Below are 15,337 nucleotides of genomic sequence, written 5' to 3'. Positions count from 1 at the left end.
TGATAAATCTCACATAATTCTTGTGATGAGTTTATTAATGTATTGTTGCGATTTTGGTATCTCAAATTTACCAAAACCGGACACTGTAATGTCGTGTCTAAGGGCGATTTTAAAACGTCCTGAATTTACGCAATTAAAAGAATCTTTTTCCCGATAAAGTAGTGCAAGTGCGTATGATTACAATAAAGAAGGGTTTGGATCTTCCTATCGCAGGAACTCCATCCCAGGTGATTAATGATGGTAAGTCCATCACTAAAGTCGCCTTGCTTGGCGAAGAGTACGTTGGTATGCGTCCTACGATGCATGCTCGCGTTGGTGATGAAGTGAAGAAAGGCCAAGTTCTTTTTGCAGATAAAAAGAACCCAGGTGTTGTATTTACTTCTCCAGCAAGCGGTAAAGTTATTGAAGTGAACCGTGGTGCTAAGCGTGTTCTTCAATCAGTAGTGATTGAAGTAGCAGGCAATGAGCAAATCACGTTCAATAGCTATGAAGCTAACCAACTAGTAGGCCTTGACCGTGAAACGGTTAAAGCTCAATTAGTTGAGTCTGGCGCATGGACCGCTTTGCGAACTCGTCCGTTCAGCAAGGTTCCAGCAGTTGATTCTGAAACTCAGGCTATTTTCGTTACTGCTATGGATACTAATCCGCTAGCAGCTGAGCCAGAATTAATCATTAACGAGCAGTCTGATGCTTTCGTTGCTGGTTTAGATCTTCTTTCAACTCTGACTAACGGTAAAGTGTACGTTTGTAAAAAAGGTACTAGCTTACCTCGTTCAGCTCAGTCTAACGTTGAAGAACATGTTTTTGATGGCCCACACCCTGCAGGTCTTGCAGGCACGCATATGCATTACCTGTATCCGGTAAATGCACAAAATGTAGCGTGGAGCATTAACTACCAAGACGTGATCGCATTCGGTAAGCTTTTCCTTACTGGTGAGATTTACTCTGAGCGCGTTGTTTCTCTGGCTGGTCCAGTAGTTAACAACCCTCGTCTAGTTCGTACTCAAATTGGTGCTAGCCTTGAAGAGTTAACGGACAGCGAGTTGATGCCAGGTGAAGTTCGCCTGATCTCAGGTTCAGTGCTATCTGGTGTTCACGCTTCAGGTCCACATGCTTACCTTGGCCGTTACCATCAACAAGTTTCGGTTCTTCGTGAAGGTCGTGATAAAGAGCTATTCGGCTGGGCTATGCCTGGTAAGAACAAGTTCTCTGTTACTCGTTCATTCCTTGGTCACGTGTTTAAAGGTCAGTTGTTCAACATGACAACGACAACGAACGGTAGTGATCGCTCTATGGTTCCAATTGGTAACTACGAGAAAGTAATGCCGTTAGATATGGAGCCTACTTTGCTGCTTCGCGATCTATGCGCTGGTGACGTTGATAGTGCACAAGCACTTGGTGCGCTAGAGCTAGATGAAGAAGATTTAGCACTGTGTACCTTTGTATGTCCTGGTAAGTACGAGTACGGTCAGTTACTTCGTGAATGCCTAGATACAATTGTGAAGGAAGGGTAATTTTCATGGGCCTTAAAAAGTTTATTGAAGACATCGAGCATCATTTTGAACCAGGTGGTAAACACGAAACGTGGTTTGCGCTTTACGAAGCAGCAGCAACACTTTTCTACACACCAGGTACTGTTACAAAGAAAAGCTCGCATGTCCGTGATAGCGTTGATTTAAAACGTATCATGATCATGGTTTGGCTTGCGGTATTCCCAGCAATGTTCTGGGGTATGTACAACGCAGGTGGTCAGGCTATCGCAGCACTAAACCACATGTATTCAGGTGCAGAACTAGTTTCTATCATTGATGGTAACTGGCACTACTGGCTAACCGAAATGCTTGGAGCCTCCTTAGGGGCCGATGCAGGTTGGGGCAGTAAGATGCTCTTGGGTGCGACTTACTTCTTACCTATCTACGCAACGGTATTTATCGTTGGTGGTTTCTGGGAAGTACTGTTCTGTATGGTGCGTAAGCACGAAGTCAACGAAGGTTTCTTTGTTACTTCTATCTTATTTGCGCTTATCGTTCCGCCAACGCTTCCTCTATGGCAAGCAGCACTAGGTATTACCTTTGGTGTTGTTGTTGCGAAAGAGATCTTCGGTGGTACGGGTCGTAACTTCTTGAACCCTGCTCTTGCTGGTCGTGCGTTCCTGTTCTTTGCATACCCTGCACAGATTTCAGGTGACGTAGTTTGGACTGCTGCAGATGGCTTCTCTGGTGCAACTGCTCTTAGCCAATGGGCTCAAGGCGGCGGTAGTGCACTAATGAACGTAACATCGGGTGAAGCAATCACTTGGATGGACGCATTCATTGGTAACATTCCAGGTTCTATCGGTGAAGTTTCAACGCTTGCACTTATGATTGGTGCAGCAATGATTGTTTACATGGGCATTGCTTCATGGCGCATCATTGCGGGTGTAATGATCGGTATGGTTGCAGTATCAACACTATTTAACGTGATTGGTTCTGACACTAATGCAATGTTCAGCATGCCTTGGCATTGGCACCTAGTTCTAGGTGGTTTCGCATTCGGTATGTTCTTCATGGCGACTGACCCAGTATCAGCTTCATTTACCAATAAAGGTAAGTGGTGGTACGGCATCCTAATCGGCGCAATGTGTGTAATGATTCGTGTAGTTAACCCTGCATACCCAGAAGGCATGATGCTTGCGATTCTATTCGCAAACCTATTTGCTCCTCTGTTTGACCACGTTGTAATCGAGAAGAACATTAAGCGGAGACTAGCGCGCTATGGCAAGTAATAACGATAGCATTAAAAAGACGCTGTTTGTTGTTATCGCATTGAGCCTAGTGTGCTCAATCATCGTTTCAACAGCTGCAGTTGTTCTTAAACCTAAGCAACAAGCTAACGCAGTTCTGGATCAGCAAACTAAGATCCTTGAAGTTGCGGGCATTGAACTTGCGGGTAATATCCCAGCACTGTACGCAGAGAACATCGAACCTCGTCTAGTTGATTTCGCTACTGGCGATTTCGTTGACGGCGACGCTGCTGCATACGACCAACGTAAAGCGGCAAAAGATCCTGCTCAGTCAATCAAGCTTTCAGCTGAAGATGACATCGCAAAGATCATTCGTCGTGCTAACACGGGTACGGTATACCTAGTGAAAGATGGCGCTGAAACTTCTAAAGTTATCATCCCTGTTCACGGTAACGGTCTATGGTCAATGATGTACGCATTCGTTGCGGTAGAAACTGATGGCAACACAGTTTCTGGTATCACTTACTACGAGCAAGGTGAAACTCCTGGACTTGGTGGTGAAGTTGAGAACCCAACTTGGCGCGCTCAATTCGTTGGTAAGAAATTATTCGACGAAAACCACAAACCTGCTATCCAGGTTGTTAAAGGTGGCGCTCCTCAAGGTTCTGAGCACGGTGTAGATGGCCTTTCTGGTGCAACACTGACCAGCGTTGGTGTTCAACATACATTTGACTTCTGGTTAGGTGATATGGGCTTTGGTCCGTTCCTAGCAAAAGTTCGTGACGGAGGTCTGAACTAATGTCTAGTGCAAAAGAAATTAAAAAGAGCATCTTAGCGCCTGTGTTGGATAACAACCCAATCGCGCTACAGGTTCTTGGTGTGTGTTCTGCTCTTGCGGTAACCACTAAGCTAGAAACAGCATTTGTTATGACTATCGCGGTAATGTTCGTTACTGCTCTGTCTAACTTCTTCGTTTCTTTGATCCGTAACCACATTCCTAACAGTGTGCGTATCATCGTTCAGATGGCAATTATCGCATCATTAGTAATCGTGGTAGACCAAGTGCTTAAAGCATACTTATACGATATCTCTAAGCAGCTATCTGTATTCGTTGGCCTAATCATTACTAACTGTATTGTAATGGGTCGTGCTGAAGCATTCGCAATGAAGTCTGCGCCAATCCCATCTTTCATCGATGGTCTTGGTAACGGTCTTGGTTACGGTTTCGTTCTTATCACTGTTGGTTTCTTCCGTGAGCTTCTAGGCTCTGGCAAACTATTTGGTATGGAAGTACTACCTCTAGTGAGCAACGGTGGTTGGTATCAGCCAAACGGCTTGATGCTTCTAGCACCTTCTGCATTCTTCCTAATTGGTTTCTTGATTTGGGCAATTCGTGTGTTCAAACCAGAACAAGTAGAAGCGAAGGGGTAAGGTAGTCATGGAACATTATATTAGTCTGCTAGTTAAATCGATTTTCATCGAAAACATGGCGCTTTCTTTCTTCCTAGGTATGTGTACATTCCTAGCGGTTTCTAAGAAAGTTAAAACTTCTTTTGGTCTTGGTGTTGCGGTAGTTGTAGTACTTACAATCGCTGTTCCTGTAAACAACCTTGTTTACACACACATCCTAAAAGAAAATGCACTTGTTGCCGGTGTCGATTTAAGTTTCCTTAACTTCATCGCATTCATCGGTGTTATCGCTGCACTTGTACAAATCCTAGAGATGGTTCTAGACCGTTTCTTCCCACCTTTGTACAACGCACTAGGTATCTTCCTTCCATTGATCACAGTTAACTGTGCAATCTTTGGTGGTGTATCTTTCATGGTAACTCGTGACTACAACTTTGCTGAATCTGTTGTTTACGGCTTCGGTTCTGGTGTGGGTTGGATGTTAGCTATCGTTGCTCTTGCGGGTATCCGTGAGAAGATGAAGTACTCTGACGTACCTCCAGGTCTACGTGGCCTTGGTATCACGTTCATTACTGTTGGTCTGATGGCGTTAGGCTTTATGTCTTTCTCTGGTGTTCAACTGTAGGGTAAGCACCCAGTAATAAGGAATAACAAATGCAAAGCATTATTCTTGGCGTAGCGATGTTTACCATTATTGTATTGGCTCTAGTACTAGTGATTCTTTTCGCTAAGTCTAAGCTAGTACCATCAGGTGACATCACTATTGCTGTAAACGGCGACCCTGAAAAGGCGATCGTTACTCAACCTGGTAGCAAGCTACTTGGTGCCCTAGCTGGCGCTGGTATCTTCGTATCGTCTGCTTGTGGTGGCGGTGGCTCTTGTGGTCAGTGTCGTGTAAAAGTTAAGTCTGGTGGTGGCGACATCCTACCAACTGAACTTGATCACATCACCAAAGGCGAAGCTCGCGAAGGCGAACGTCTTGCATGTCAAGTTGCTATGAAAACTGACATGGAGATTGAGCTAGACGAAGACATCTTTGGTGTTAAGAAGTGGGAATGTACAGTTATCTCTAATGATAACGAAGCTACTTTCATCAAAGAGCTAGCACTTGCTATCCCTGAAGGTGAAGAAGTACCGTTCCGCGCGGGTGGTTATATTCAGATTGAAGCTGAACCACATCACGTGAAATACGCAGATTACGATATTCCTGACGAATACCGTGGTGACTGGGATAAGTTCAACTTGTTCCGTTACGAGTCTATCGTTAAAGAGCATTCGATTCGTGCTTACTCTATGGCTTCATACCCAGAAGAGAAAGGCATCATCAAGCTTAACGTGCGTATCGCAACTCCGCCGCCAAACAACCCTGACGTAGCTCCTGGTGTGATGTCTTCATACATCTGGTCTCTTAAAGAAGGCGACAAATGTACTATTTCTGGTCCATTTGGTGAGTTCTTTGCTAAAGACACAGACAATGAAATGGTATTCATCGGTGGTGGTGCAGGTATGGCGCCAATGCGTTCACATATCTTCGACCAACTTAAGCGTCTTAACTCTACTCGTAAGATGTCTTACTGGTACGGTGCACGTTCTAAGCGTGAGATGTTCTACATTGAAGATTTCGATGGCCTAGCGGCTGCAAACGAGAACTTCGTGTGGCACTGTGCACTGTCTGATCCTCAACCAGAGGACAACTGGGATGGTTACACAGGTTTCATCCACAACGTATTGTACGAAAACTACCTGAAGGATCATGAAGCTCCTGAAGACTGTGAGTACTACATGTGTGGTCCACCAATGATGAACGCGGCTGTTATCGGCATGCTGAAAGATCTTGGTGTAGAAGATGAAAACATCCTACTAGATGACTTCGGTGGTTAATCCATTTAAGTGATTGATATTATGGCTGACTCTTACGAGTCAGCCATTTGTTTTTCTAAGACTACTCGTGACAACAAACTGGCTTATATAAGAAAGAGTAAGGTATTCAAAATACCTATTTTTTACTCTTATTTTTCCTTATATAAATCCTTAACCTTAAACAGGAGTAAGCAAGTGAGAATTTGGCTTGTTGCATTAACTTCTTTGATTTTTCTTGCGGGCTGTGATCAGGCAAGAGAGCAAGTGCATTTAAGTGGCCCTACAATGGGTACCAGTTACAATATTAAGTACATCAATGGTGATGAATTTCCTGAGTCTAACGAAGTTCATACCGAGATCGACCGTCTGCTTGAAGAAGTGAATGATCAAATGTCGACCTACCGTGAGGACTCAGAACTGAGCCGTTTTAACCAGCATAAAGGTGCCGATGCATTCGAAGTATCTGAACAAACAGCTATTGTTGTGAAAGAAGCGATTCGTTTGAACGGTCTTACTGAAGGTGCATTGGATGTTACGGTTGGACCATTAGTTAACCTTTGGGGGTTTGGCCCTGAAGCTCGTCCTGAAGTGGTTCCATCAGATGAAGAGCTTGCGGCTCGCAAGGCTAAGGTTGGTATTCATCACTTAAGCGTTGAAGGTAATAAGCTAAGCAAAGACTTGCCTAACTTGTATGTTGACCTTTCAACTATCGCAAAAGGTTGGGGTGTGGATGTCGTTGCTGATTACCTTGATTCAATTGGTATTCATAATTACATGGTTGAAGTAGGTGGTGAAATCCGCTTGAAGGGTTTAAACCGTGAAAGTGTGGGTTGGCGTATCGCCATAGAGAAGCCAACTGTCGACGAGCGCAACATTCAAGAGATCATCGAGCCGGGTGATATGGCGATCGCAACATCTGGTGACTACCGTAACTATTTTGAGCGCGATGGTGTTCGTTACTCACACATCATCAACCCTGAAACAGGCAAGCCGCTTCATCATAAAGTGGTTTCTGTAACCGTTTTAAACCCGTCTTCAATGACTGCAGATGGCTTATCTACAGGCCTTATGGTCTTAGGTGAAGTAAGAGGAATGGAAATCGCTAACCAGCATAACATCCCAGCGTTTATGGTGGTTAAAACAGCAGATGGCTTTAAAGAAATTGCTTCAGAAGCATTTAAGCCATACTTAGGTAAATAAGGTAAGCGAGAGAATTATGAATACATTTCTGATTACATTTGGTGTTTTTCTTGCAGTAATCGCAGCGATGTCTATTGGCTATATTATCCAAAAGAAAGTTGTGAAGGGTAGCTGTGGTGGCTTAGGGGCTGTTGGTATTGATAAAGTATGTAACTGTCCTGAACCTTGTGATGCGCGCAAAAAGCGTGAAGCACGTGAAGCGTACCGCGAAGAGAAACTGGCTGAGCGTCAGCAAAAAGAAGCTTCTTGGAATAAAGATCGTATTGCTTAATTGCGATTAGCAGCAATAACGATTAGGAGCGAAACCTGCTCCCCAAAAAACAAAGAGCCCAAGGTTAACACCTTGGGCTTTTCATTTTAGAGGCTGACTCGATTCGTGCTCTAGGAAAGCAGGAGTTACTCATTAACGCGTTGAAGGTTATTACGAGCGCATATCAACTGGTTTCGACCTTGCTTTTTCGCGGTATAAAGTAGCTCGTCTGCTGCTTTGATTTGCTCGTCTAAAGAGCCTTCTTGGTCGGTCACGCCAATGCTCATGCTCACTTTAATCACATGTGAATCATGCTGCACTTCATGATTTTCAATTGCGACTCTCATCGACTCCAAGGTCTCTATAAAATCTTCAAATGGTTCGCATGACTGAATGCAAAACTCTTCGCCACCGAAGCGAGCCGCTAAATCATCTTTAAAGTGCTCTTTGATGATTTTACCAATCTCAATTAATACCGCGTCACCACCGTCGTGGCCGTAGGTATCATTCACCTTTTTAAAAAAGTCGATATCCATCATGGCGATACTGCGATGTTCGCAGCCTTTACATGTTTTATTGAATAGGTAGCGACGGTTCCAAAGTCCGGTCAGAGCATCCTCGTTTGCATGACGAAACAGCTCGTTGGTCGCTTCTTTCATGTCGAGTAATTGGTGAATACGGCAGAAAAATTCTTCTTGGTTAAATGGCTTATAAAGGAAGTCGTTGGCGCCAGCTTTAAGGAAGCGAGCAGTCATTGTGCGATCATCACTGCCAGATAGGCCGAGAATAGCGAGTTGATTACGATCGTGTTGGACTCGAATATCACGGGTCATCGAAATGCCATCTTTGTTCGGCATGTCATGGTCGGTAACAACAAAAGTGATATCAGGATCGTTTTGGAGGAGCTCTAGTGCTTGCTCTCCATCTTCCGCTTGAATCGTTTGAATATATTGATGCTCAAGAAGTTGGACGACATATCGACGAACCACAGCAGAATCATCAACAACTAAAGCTTTATGGTATCGGTTATTCGAGATTCGATTAACCAGAGGAAGTAAGTAACTGACTGACGACATGCTGTCTTTGAGGATGTAATCAAGCACACCTTTTGCGAGTACTTGCTCTCGAAGTGTGTTGTTGAACATGCCCGTGAGCACGATGATTTTTTGTTGATAGCCGAGTACCAAATCAATGATCTCACCATCTTGGCCATCGGGTAAGCAGTAATCGAGCACCGCACACAAGAAATCCGTCTCTTGCTCTAAGATAGCTTTGGCTTCTGCTACAGATTCAGCCAGTGAAACATCATAGCCATCATTTTTAAATTGCTGGTACAGGTAGTTTCTGAATGCACGACTGTCTTCTACTACTAGTATTTTCTCACTCAAAAGCTATCCCTACTTATAGACTAAATACTCCTTAACAATACTATCAGAATAGTAGGCGGCTATTGAAGAGAAACCTCTTGAGCTGGACTCCAGATCATTTTAAATCTAGGAATAATTGATTATACTGTTCATAGATACAGTTGTAAGGTGAGTTATTCCCAAATGTGTAGTGCGGGCGAAGAGAAAGTTAGAAAAATAATCCATGTTGATATGGATTGTTTTTACGCAGCTGTAGAAATGCGAGATAACCCATCTTATAGAAATCGCCCGCTCGCCGTCGGGGGACATGAAAAACAGCGCGGGGTTTTGAGTACATGTAATTACGAAGCTCGCAAGTTTGGTATTCGTTCTGCAATGCCAACAGGAAAAGCGCTGCAGCTTTGCCCCAACCTGTTGGTTGTCCCTGGGAGAATGTCGGTCTACGTCGATATATCGAAAAAGATCCGCGAAATTTTTTCTCGATACACATCCATCATCGAACCTCTTTCTTTGGATGAAGCTTTCCTTGATGTCACCGATTCCAAGCAATGTCATGGTTCGGCCACACTGATTGCAGAGGCGATTCGTCACGATATCTGGAATGAACTCAACTTGACCGCTTCGGCTGGCATCGCTCCAATAAAGTTTCTAGCGAAAGTAGCGTCAGATATGAACAAACCTAACGGACAGTTTGTGATTCCTCCACAAGACGTACAAGCCGTGATTGATGAGCTCCCACTCGAAAAGATTCCCGGTGTTGGCAAGGTCAGTATCGAAAAACTGCATCAAGCAGGCTTCTTTACTTGTAAGGATATTAAGGAGTCTGATTATCGCGATCTATTGCTCAGGTTTGGCCGTCAAGGTGCATCACTATGGAAGCGCAGTCATGGAGTTGATGACCGAGAAGTTATCATCGAACGTGAACGAAAATCGGTAGGTGTGGAGCGCACCTTTACTCAAAACATTTCTACCTACGAGGAATGTTGGCAGGTGATCGAAGATAAGCTGTTTCCTGAGCTTGAAACTCGTCTCGAAAAAGCCAGCCCAAGTAAAGCGATCATCAAGCAGGGCATTAAGCTCAAGTTCGCCGACTTTCAACAAACCACAATTGAACACATACACGCCTCTCTAGATCGTGAACACTTCAAAGAACTGTTAAGTGAAATACTGAAAAGACAACAGGGGCGAGAAATACGCCTGCTTGGTTTGAGCGTGATGCTACAACCCAAAGATCAAATGCGTCAGTTGAGTTTCTTTTAGGCTGTCTTGTTTAGAGAGTAATAAGAATAGAGGGTAGGTGAGGATAGAGGATAAGTGGGAATAGAGTAATGAGATGTGCACTGATAAGCACCGACTAGACTTCATAGCCTAGCCAGTTTCTATATCAATACGTGAGATGCCTTATCTAGGAAGCTGTTTAACTCGCGCTAAGGTATCACTGAATGGTTGCTGCTCTAACTTTCCGTAACCGACCATTTTGCTGGCTTTAAGCTTAGTTGAAAGCGGGGTTGCTATTCCGCATAGAAAACGCGTAATGGCTTCGTCGGTGATCAATTGTTGGCTCTTAGATACAAATTCATGAATCCATGTCATTACGGTTTCGTCGTCAACGGGTTCAATATCGACGGTTGGTAATATTGCCACCTCACCACGGCATACCGAGCAATGACCACATTTTTTTGGTGCCTTATCATCGGCAAAGTAGCTCGCTAGGCGTGAGCTTAGACAAGTGTCTGCCTCAAAGAAGCTCAGCATTTGGTTAAGACGGTTTATTTCACTGTTCTCTTTTTCTTTAAACAATTCAGTTAGACGTTCCGATAACTGCATCATGCCTTCAGAGGTGTTGTGGATCGCATATACATCTGTGATCTGCTTACTTTCCAACTCAATCCAACCTTGTTCATTGAAATAATCGATTGCCGCAATCACACGCTGACGATCAGTCTGGAAATGTGTCCACAGCGCATCGAAGTCGACTTGGCACCAGACTCTGGCTTGAGGCGAGCACTGGAAAATCGCTTCTACAAAATGACGACGTTCGCCTTGGAACTGTTCGGTGATCTGCTGCTTCGGGCGAACGAACTTAAATTTGTAGTCAGCAAAGTAGCTGTACTTCGGCTCAATCACGCCTTCAATTTCAAGATACACCAGTAGTGTTTTTAGCGGTAACTGACGAACGTTGGATTCACGTGATAGCTGGTTAAGCATAATCTCCCATTGGTTTGAGCCAGAAACGCCAATGTTTTGATTTTCGTAGATCTCTTTCAATACTGCTTGGATCGATATGTTGTCTGGCGTATCGCCAAATACGAAGTTCTCTAGTGTACTGAGGCCGTACTTGTTGGCGAGAAGAATACATTCTGAAGGCTGGCCATCTCGGCCTGCTCGACCGATCTCTTGCGAGTAGTTCTCTATCGATTTAGGTAAATCAAAGTGAATGACTCGGCGAATGTTGGATTTATCGACGCCCATACCAAACGCAATGGTGGCCACGATACAGTTCACGTCATCATTCATGAATTGATGTTGAATTACATCTCGGTTTTCAGGCTTAAGACCTGCATGATAAGCAACAGCATTTACGCCAGCGTTACGAAGTTGCTGAGCCACCATCTCTGCTGTTTGTTGAAGGGTGACATAAACAATAGTCGGAGCAAGAGAAGCTTGATTAACGACGTTGCACAAGGTTTCTAGTTTGCTGGTTTGTTCGCAAGGTTGAATTGAGAGGTCAAGGTTTTCACGATAGAAACCGGTAACGACAACTCGATCTTCATCGATATCAAACTTAGACTTCATATCTTGGATAACTGATGTGGTCGCGGTTGCTGTCAGCAGCAGTACCTGAGGAATATTGAGCTGTTTTTGGTACTGGGGAAGCTTTAGGTAGTCTGGTCTAAAGTTATGCCCCCATTCTGAAATACAGTGCGCTTCATCGACCACCAGTAACGAGATTGGTACTTGGGAGATAAACTGGCGAAAGCGTTCGTTCTTAAGACGCTCAACCGAGATCATCAGGATCTTGGTGTCTCCGTTACGTACCGACTGCATCACTTGTTGGGTGGTTTGTCTGTCTTGGCTTGATTCGATTGCAGCTGCGCTAATGCCTTTGCTGTGCAAGAAGCTGAGCTGGTCTTTCATTAAAGCTAACAGTGGCGATATCACTAAGGTTAAATGTGGCAATGCTAGCGCTGGCAACTGATAGCAAAGCGACTTACCTGATCCGGTTGGGAATATGGCCGCCGTCGAATGACCAGATAGAACATTATCAATGACTTGCTTTTGCCCATTACGCAGTGAGTCGAATCCGAATACTTGTTTTAACTTCTGCTCAATCATTTATGTTCTACCTGAATTATTAAGTGTCGTATTGATGATAAAGCGAGCGTCCATTCATGATAGCGTCGCTTGATGAATCAAATGTCTTGCACCTGATTGTACCTAATTCTATTCTGTAGCTCCTATAGAAAAGCACCCCAATAGTATGAATAAGTCTGAGCTTCGCCAAATAATCTTAGAGCAACTCGAATCCCGACTACGTATCGCCCAATCTGCGACTCAGCGTGCGATTGATGCTGCCACCGATGAAGAGACCGTGCCAGAGCACAAGTACGATACCTTAGCGTTAGAAGCCTCGTACCTTGCCCATGGACAAGCGATGCGGGTTCAAGAGTGTGAAGATGACATCCAGTGTTACCGAAACCTCGTATTACGAGATAGTGAAAGAATTGCCGTCAGCAGCTATGTTGTGGTCATTGACGAACATGATGAACATAAGCACTTTTTCCTAGGGCCAAGAGTCGGTGGGCTTTCTGTTACATGGAACGAAAATGAGATTGCCATCGTGACGTCGAATGCACCATTTGGTCAGGCTCTAATGGGCAAAGAAGTCGGTGATGAAATTGAGTTTAGGGTTGCTGATAAACAGTTTTGCTATGAAGTAGTATCGATTGACTGAATGACAGGCTTATAAATATAAACGTTTTTCTGACAAAGAAGCATAAACTAGCGGTATAGTCGTTGGGCAGATTGATGAGAGGGTGTTATGAAAAAAAGCGTATTAATTGCATCATTAACAGTGGCTACCGCTGTTGTGAGCCTGCCAACTTTTGCAGCTCAGTGTCGAGTTGATTTGAAAAATGAACTACGAATTGACGAGCAGAAAGTCGAAATCCATCAAGTAAATGGTGATACAGCTATTCTGGATGGCAATAACGATCTTTATATTCATGGTGAAAAGGTCGCACTTGATGCCGACCAACAAGCGGCAATTGAAAAATACCGCGACAGCATGAATGAGTATTTACCACGCGCAAAACAAATGGCGAATGACAGCTTAGCCTTGGCGAATGATGTTATTGATGACATCGCTGCCAGCCTAGATTCTCCAGAGTCGTTTGATAATGTAAAAGAATCAATGAAAACGTACTTTGCTGAATTAGAGGCTCGTTATTATAAAGATGGCGAGTTAGTCCTACCGGCTAATAGTTTCGATTCGATGGCCAATGGTTGGTCTGAAGATTTCGAAAAGGCGAAAGAAATCTTTAATCAAGAATTTATCTCCAGCGCTTTTAATGCGATGTCAGAAAAAATGAAACAAGATGGTGGTTTAAACCTTACCGAATTGGCTGATAGCATGGCTGAATTAAAGCTTAAAGTTGAAGAGCGAATGAAAGAACACTCTCAACAAGTGCAAGAGGAAGCGAATGAGTTCTGTGATTCACTTGATGAGATGGCAGAACAAGAGCAAGAGCTGCATGAAATCATTCCGAACCTAAAAGATTACCAAGTATTTACTATCTAGCCTGAGTTTCAGATTCGTTAGAAGAGCACCGATTGGTGCTTTTTTTATGGGTTAAATAAGCTAACAATTAACTTAGGAATGCCTCTCAGTAGGCTGATCAATCGTTTTCTTGATTTTATGTGGCCAGTTAGTCTGGGTAATTGTTAATAACTTGGTCTTAAATACTAAATAGATTGTAAAAATAAGATAATTGTTCATTTATTGGTTGTGCCTATCATTGCTTTTGATTACTGTACTTCTAAACTAGTTCACTGATTTTTGATGCGGGCAATATGGACCAACAATCTTCCTCTTCAAGAGAGCACTTTAGCTCTCGTTTGGGTTTTATTTTAGCAGCGGCGGGTGCAGCTGTTGGCTTAGGTAATATTTGGGGTTTCCCAACTCAAGTTGCCAGTAACGGCGGTGGCGCTTTTCTGCTTGTTTACCTAATCATGATTTTCGTGGTTGCTTTCCCGATGCTGGTGGTTGAGATGGCGATTGGCCGCCATGGTCAAGCGAACCCTGTCGATAGTATGCGCTCGTTGACGACAAATCCGTTAGGTAAGAAAGTCGGTGAATTTGTCGGTTGGATTGGCCTAAGTGTCCCAAGTGCCGTGTTAGCCTTTTATAGTATTGTCGGCGGTTGGTTGATTTGCTTCCTAATTGGTGCAGTCGCTGATCTTGTCGGTCTAGAAGCTGTTGCTGATTGGTTTAAAGGCTTCAGTGTTGAGCGCAATGTATTTGGTACGGTCGCATTCTATGTGCTGACTATCTTGATTGTTCAGGGGGGGGTTAAGCAAGGTATCGAGAAGTGGTCGACTCGCTTAATGCCGGCATTGTTCATTTTGTTTGGCTTACTGTTTGTTTACATCATGACGCAAGCCGGTGCGATGGAAGGGCTGAAACATTACTTGGTTCCAGACTTTGAGAAAGTGTGGGATAGAAAACTGATTCTAGCGGCAATGGGACAAGGCTTCTTCTCGCTAACCATTGGTGGCTGCTCTATGTTGGTTTACGGTTCTTACTTAAGCAAGAAAGAGAACCTACCAAAAATGGCGATGAACGTAACTTTGGTTGATACTGCTGTCGCGTTTATTGCTGGCTTAGTGGTTATGCCTGCAATGTTTGTTGCGATGCAGAAAGGTGTACAAATCTATGCTGAAGACGGCTCACTATTGAGCTCAGACACGCTGGTATTTACGGTTCTGCCTTTGATGTTTGATAGCTTAGGCGTACTTGGTCAGATCTTCGCGATTGTTTTCTTCTTATTGCTAACGATTGCAGCACTGACTTCATCGATTTCGATGCTTGAAGGTCCTGTAGCACTAGTGAGCGAGCGTTTCAATACCAGACGAACGCCTACTAGCTGGGTGATTGGTGGTGCCATCGCATTGTTCAGTGTGGTGATTGTTTATAACTTTGCCGCGATGTTTGGCATGGTGGCGATGATTGCGACTCAGTACCTTCAACCGATTGCTGCACTGATGTTCTGCGTGTTTGGTGGTTGGGTATGGAGCCGAGCTTCTAAGGTGAAAGAACTTGAACAGGGCTGCCCTGACTTTCAGCTTGGTTGGTTTGGTAAAGTGTGGCCAATGTATGTGAAGTTCGTGTGCCCAATCTTGGTAGCAACGGTTATCTGGGCTTCTTTCGGCTAACGCTGAACCCTATCGGGACTCTCTGAACCTAAACCCTCAGAAGAACTTGAAACGTTAAGCACAGAGCCACTCATAAAGAGTGGCTTTGTTGTT

At 44.1% G+C, this 15,337-nt stretch carries 14 protein-coding genes; 12 read left to right on the top strand and 2 right to left on the bottom strand.

The genetic code is table 11. The annotated features are described in order from the left end of the window. The first annotated feature begins 173 nt into the window (after positions 1 to 173). From L3V35_RS11580 to nqrM, 8 genes are all read left to right on the top strand, one after another. Positions 174 to 1,514: a Na(+)-translocating NADH-quinone reductase subunit A gene (locus L3V35_RS11580; protein ID WP_017080319.1), complete on the top strand. Its 1,341-nt coding sequence runs from the start codon at positions 174 to 176 to the stop codon at positions 1,512 to 1,514. 5 nt (positions 1,515 to 1,519) lie between these two features. Beyond that, the gene (locus L3V35_RS11575; RefSeq protein ID WP_004735208.1) at positions 1,520 to 2,764 is read left to right on the top strand and encodes an NADH:ubiquinone reductase (Na(+)-transporting) subunit B; all 1,245 of its coding nucleotides are present in this window, start codon (positions 1,520 to 1,522) and stop codon (positions 2,762 to 2,764) included. Further along, entirely contained in the window at positions 2,754 to 3,521 is a 768-nt protein-coding gene (locus tag L3V35_RS11570) for a Na(+)-translocating NADH-quinone reductase subunit C (RefSeq protein WP_004735209.1), read from the top strand. Before L3V35_RS11575 ends, L3V35_RS11570 begins: the two co-directional genes overlap by 11 nt. Further along, positions 3,521 to 4,153 carry an NADH:ubiquinone reductase (Na(+)-transporting) subunit D gene (locus L3V35_RS11565; protein WP_004735210.1) on the top strand — a complete coding sequence of 211 codons (633 nt, stop codon included), beginning with the start codon at positions 3,521 to 3,523 and terminating at the stop codon, positions 4,151 to 4,153. Before L3V35_RS11570 ends, L3V35_RS11565 begins: the two co-directional genes overlap by 1 nt. A 7-nt stretch (positions 4,154 to 4,160) precedes the next feature. Then, complete coding sequence (gene nqrE / locus L3V35_RS11560) at positions 4,161 to 4,757, top strand: NADH:ubiquinone reductase (Na(+)-transporting) subunit E (protein WP_004735211.1); 597 nt, start codon at positions 4,161 to 4,163, stop codon at positions 4,755 to 4,757. 29 nt (positions 4,758 to 4,786) lie between these two features. Continuing rightward, entirely contained in the window at positions 4,787 to 6,013 is a 1,227-nt protein-coding gene (nqrF, locus tag L3V35_RS11555) for an NADH:ubiquinone reductase (Na(+)-transporting) subunit F (RefSeq protein WP_004735212.1), read from the top strand. 174 nt (positions 6,014 to 6,187) lie between these two features. Next, a complete protein-coding gene (locus L3V35_RS11550) occupies positions 6,188 to 7,192 on the top strand; it encodes an FAD:protein FMN transferase (protein ID WP_065206872.1) in 1,005 nt (334 codons plus the stop codon). A gap of 16 nt (positions 7,193 to 7,208) precedes the next feature. Beyond that, the gene (gene nqrM, locus L3V35_RS11545; RefSeq protein WP_004735214.1) at positions 7,209 to 7,463 is read left to right on the top strand and encodes a (Na+)-NQR maturation NqrM; all 255 of its coding nucleotides are present in this window, start codon (positions 7,209 to 7,211) and stop codon (positions 7,461 to 7,463) included. Between the two features lie 125 nt (positions 7,464 to 7,588). Here the strand turns inward: nqrM and L3V35_RS11540 are convergent, their stop codons facing one another. Next, positions 7,589 to 8,830 (bottom strand): diguanylate cyclase, encoded by a 1,242-nt coding sequence (locus L3V35_RS11540; RefSeq protein ID WP_054548041.1) that lies wholly within the window; start codon positions 8,828 to 8,830, stop codon positions 7,589 to 7,591. Positions 8,831 to 8,992: 162 nt separating this feature from the next. Here L3V35_RS11540 and dinB point away from each other — a divergent pair, with 162 nt between their 5' ends. Further along, positions 8,993 to 10,069, top strand: coding sequence for a DNA polymerase IV (dinB, locus tag L3V35_RS11535; RefSeq protein ID WP_054548040.1), 1,077 nt, complete (start codon positions 8,993 to 8,995; stop codon positions 10,067 to 10,069). Positions 10,070 to 10,210: 141 nt separating this feature from the next. Here dinB and L3V35_RS11530 read toward each other — a convergent pair whose 3' ends face one another. After that, on the bottom strand, positions 10,211 to 12,145 hold the full coding sequence (locus L3V35_RS11530) for a RecQ family ATP-dependent DNA helicase (protein ID WP_237299732.1): 1,935 nt from the start codon (positions 12,143 to 12,145) through the stop codon (positions 10,211 to 10,213). Positions 12,146 to 12,290: 145 nt separating this feature from the next. Between L3V35_RS11530 and L3V35_RS11525 the strand changes: the two genes are divergently transcribed. The 3 genes from L3V35_RS11525 to L3V35_RS11515 all read left to right on the top strand — a co-directional run bounded on the left by L3V35_RS11525 (position 12,291) and on the right by L3V35_RS11515 (position 15,244). Further along, positions 12,291 to 12,764 carry a GreA/GreB family elongation factor gene (locus tag L3V35_RS11525; protein WP_237299730.1) on the top strand — a complete coding sequence of 158 codons (474 nt, stop codon included), beginning with the start codon at positions 12,291 to 12,293 and terminating at the stop codon, positions 12,762 to 12,764. An 87-nt stretch (positions 12,765 to 12,851) separates the two neighbouring features. Further along, the gene (locus tag L3V35_RS11520) at positions 12,852 to 13,610 is read left to right on the top strand and encodes a YggN family protein (RefSeq protein ID WP_237299728.1); all 759 of its coding nucleotides are present in this window, start codon (positions 12,852 to 12,854) and stop codon (positions 13,608 to 13,610) included. Positions 13,611 to 13,882: 272 nt separating this feature from the next. Then, on the top strand, positions 13,883 to 15,244 hold the full coding sequence (locus L3V35_RS11515; protein WP_237299727.1) for a sodium-dependent transporter: 1,362 nt from the start codon (positions 13,883 to 13,885) through the stop codon (positions 15,242 to 15,244). Positions 15,245 to 15,337 lie beyond the last annotated feature (93 nt).

It is taken from the genome of Vibrio sp. L5-1 (assembly GCF_021728315.1).
Taxonomy (GTDB): domain Bacteria; phylum Pseudomonadota; class Gammaproteobacteria; order Enterobacterales; family Vibrionaceae; genus Vibrio; species Vibrio splendidus_K.
This window is presented reverse-complemented; position numbering and strand designations above follow the sequence as displayed.

Bases quoted from the DNA above. Each gene is read 5' to 3' on its own strand.
- L3V35_RS11530 (WP_237299732.1), bottom strand. From the start codon at position 12,145: ATGATTGAGCAGAAGTTAAAACAAGTATTCGGATTCGACTCACTGCGT.
- L3V35_RS11580 (WP_017080319.1), top strand. From the start codon at position 174: ATGATTACAATAAAGAAGGGTTTGGATCTTCCTATCGCAGGAACTCCA.
- L3V35_RS11525 (WP_237299730.1), top strand. From the start codon at position 12,291: ATGAATAAGTCTGAGCTTCGCCAAATAATCTTAGAGCAACTCGAATCC.
- nqrF (WP_004735212.1), top strand. From the start codon at position 4,787: ATGCAAAGCATTATTCTTGGCGTAGCGATGTTTACCATTATTGTATTG.
- dinB (WP_054548040.1), top strand. From the start codon at position 8,993: ATGTGTAGTGCGGGCGAAGAGAAAGTTAGAAAAATAATCCATGTTGAT.
- L3V35_RS11565 (WP_004735210.1), top strand. From the start codon at position 3,521: ATGTCTAGTGCAAAAGAAATTAAAAAGAGCATCTTAGCGCCTGTGTTG.
- L3V35_RS11515 (WP_237299727.1), top strand. From the start codon at position 13,883: ATGGACCAACAATCTTCCTCTTCAAGAGAGCACTTTAGCTCTCGTTTG.
- L3V35_RS11575 (WP_004735208.1), top strand. From the start codon at position 1,520: ATGGGCCTTAAAAAGTTTATTGAAGACATCGAGCATCATTTTGAACCA.
- nqrE (WP_004735211.1), top strand. From the start codon at position 4,161: ATGGAACATTATATTAGTCTGCTAGTTAAATCGATTTTCATCGAAAAC.
- L3V35_RS11570 (WP_004735209.1), top strand. From the start codon at position 2,754: ATGGCAAGTAATAACGATAGCATTAAAAAGACGCTGTTTGTTGTTATC.
- nqrM (WP_004735214.1), top strand. From the start codon at position 7,209: ATGAATACATTTCTGATTACATTTGGTGTTTTTCTTGCAGTAATCGCA.
- L3V35_RS11520 (WP_237299728.1), top strand. From the start codon at position 12,852: ATGAAAAAAAGCGTATTAATTGCATCATTAACAGTGGCTACCGCTGTT.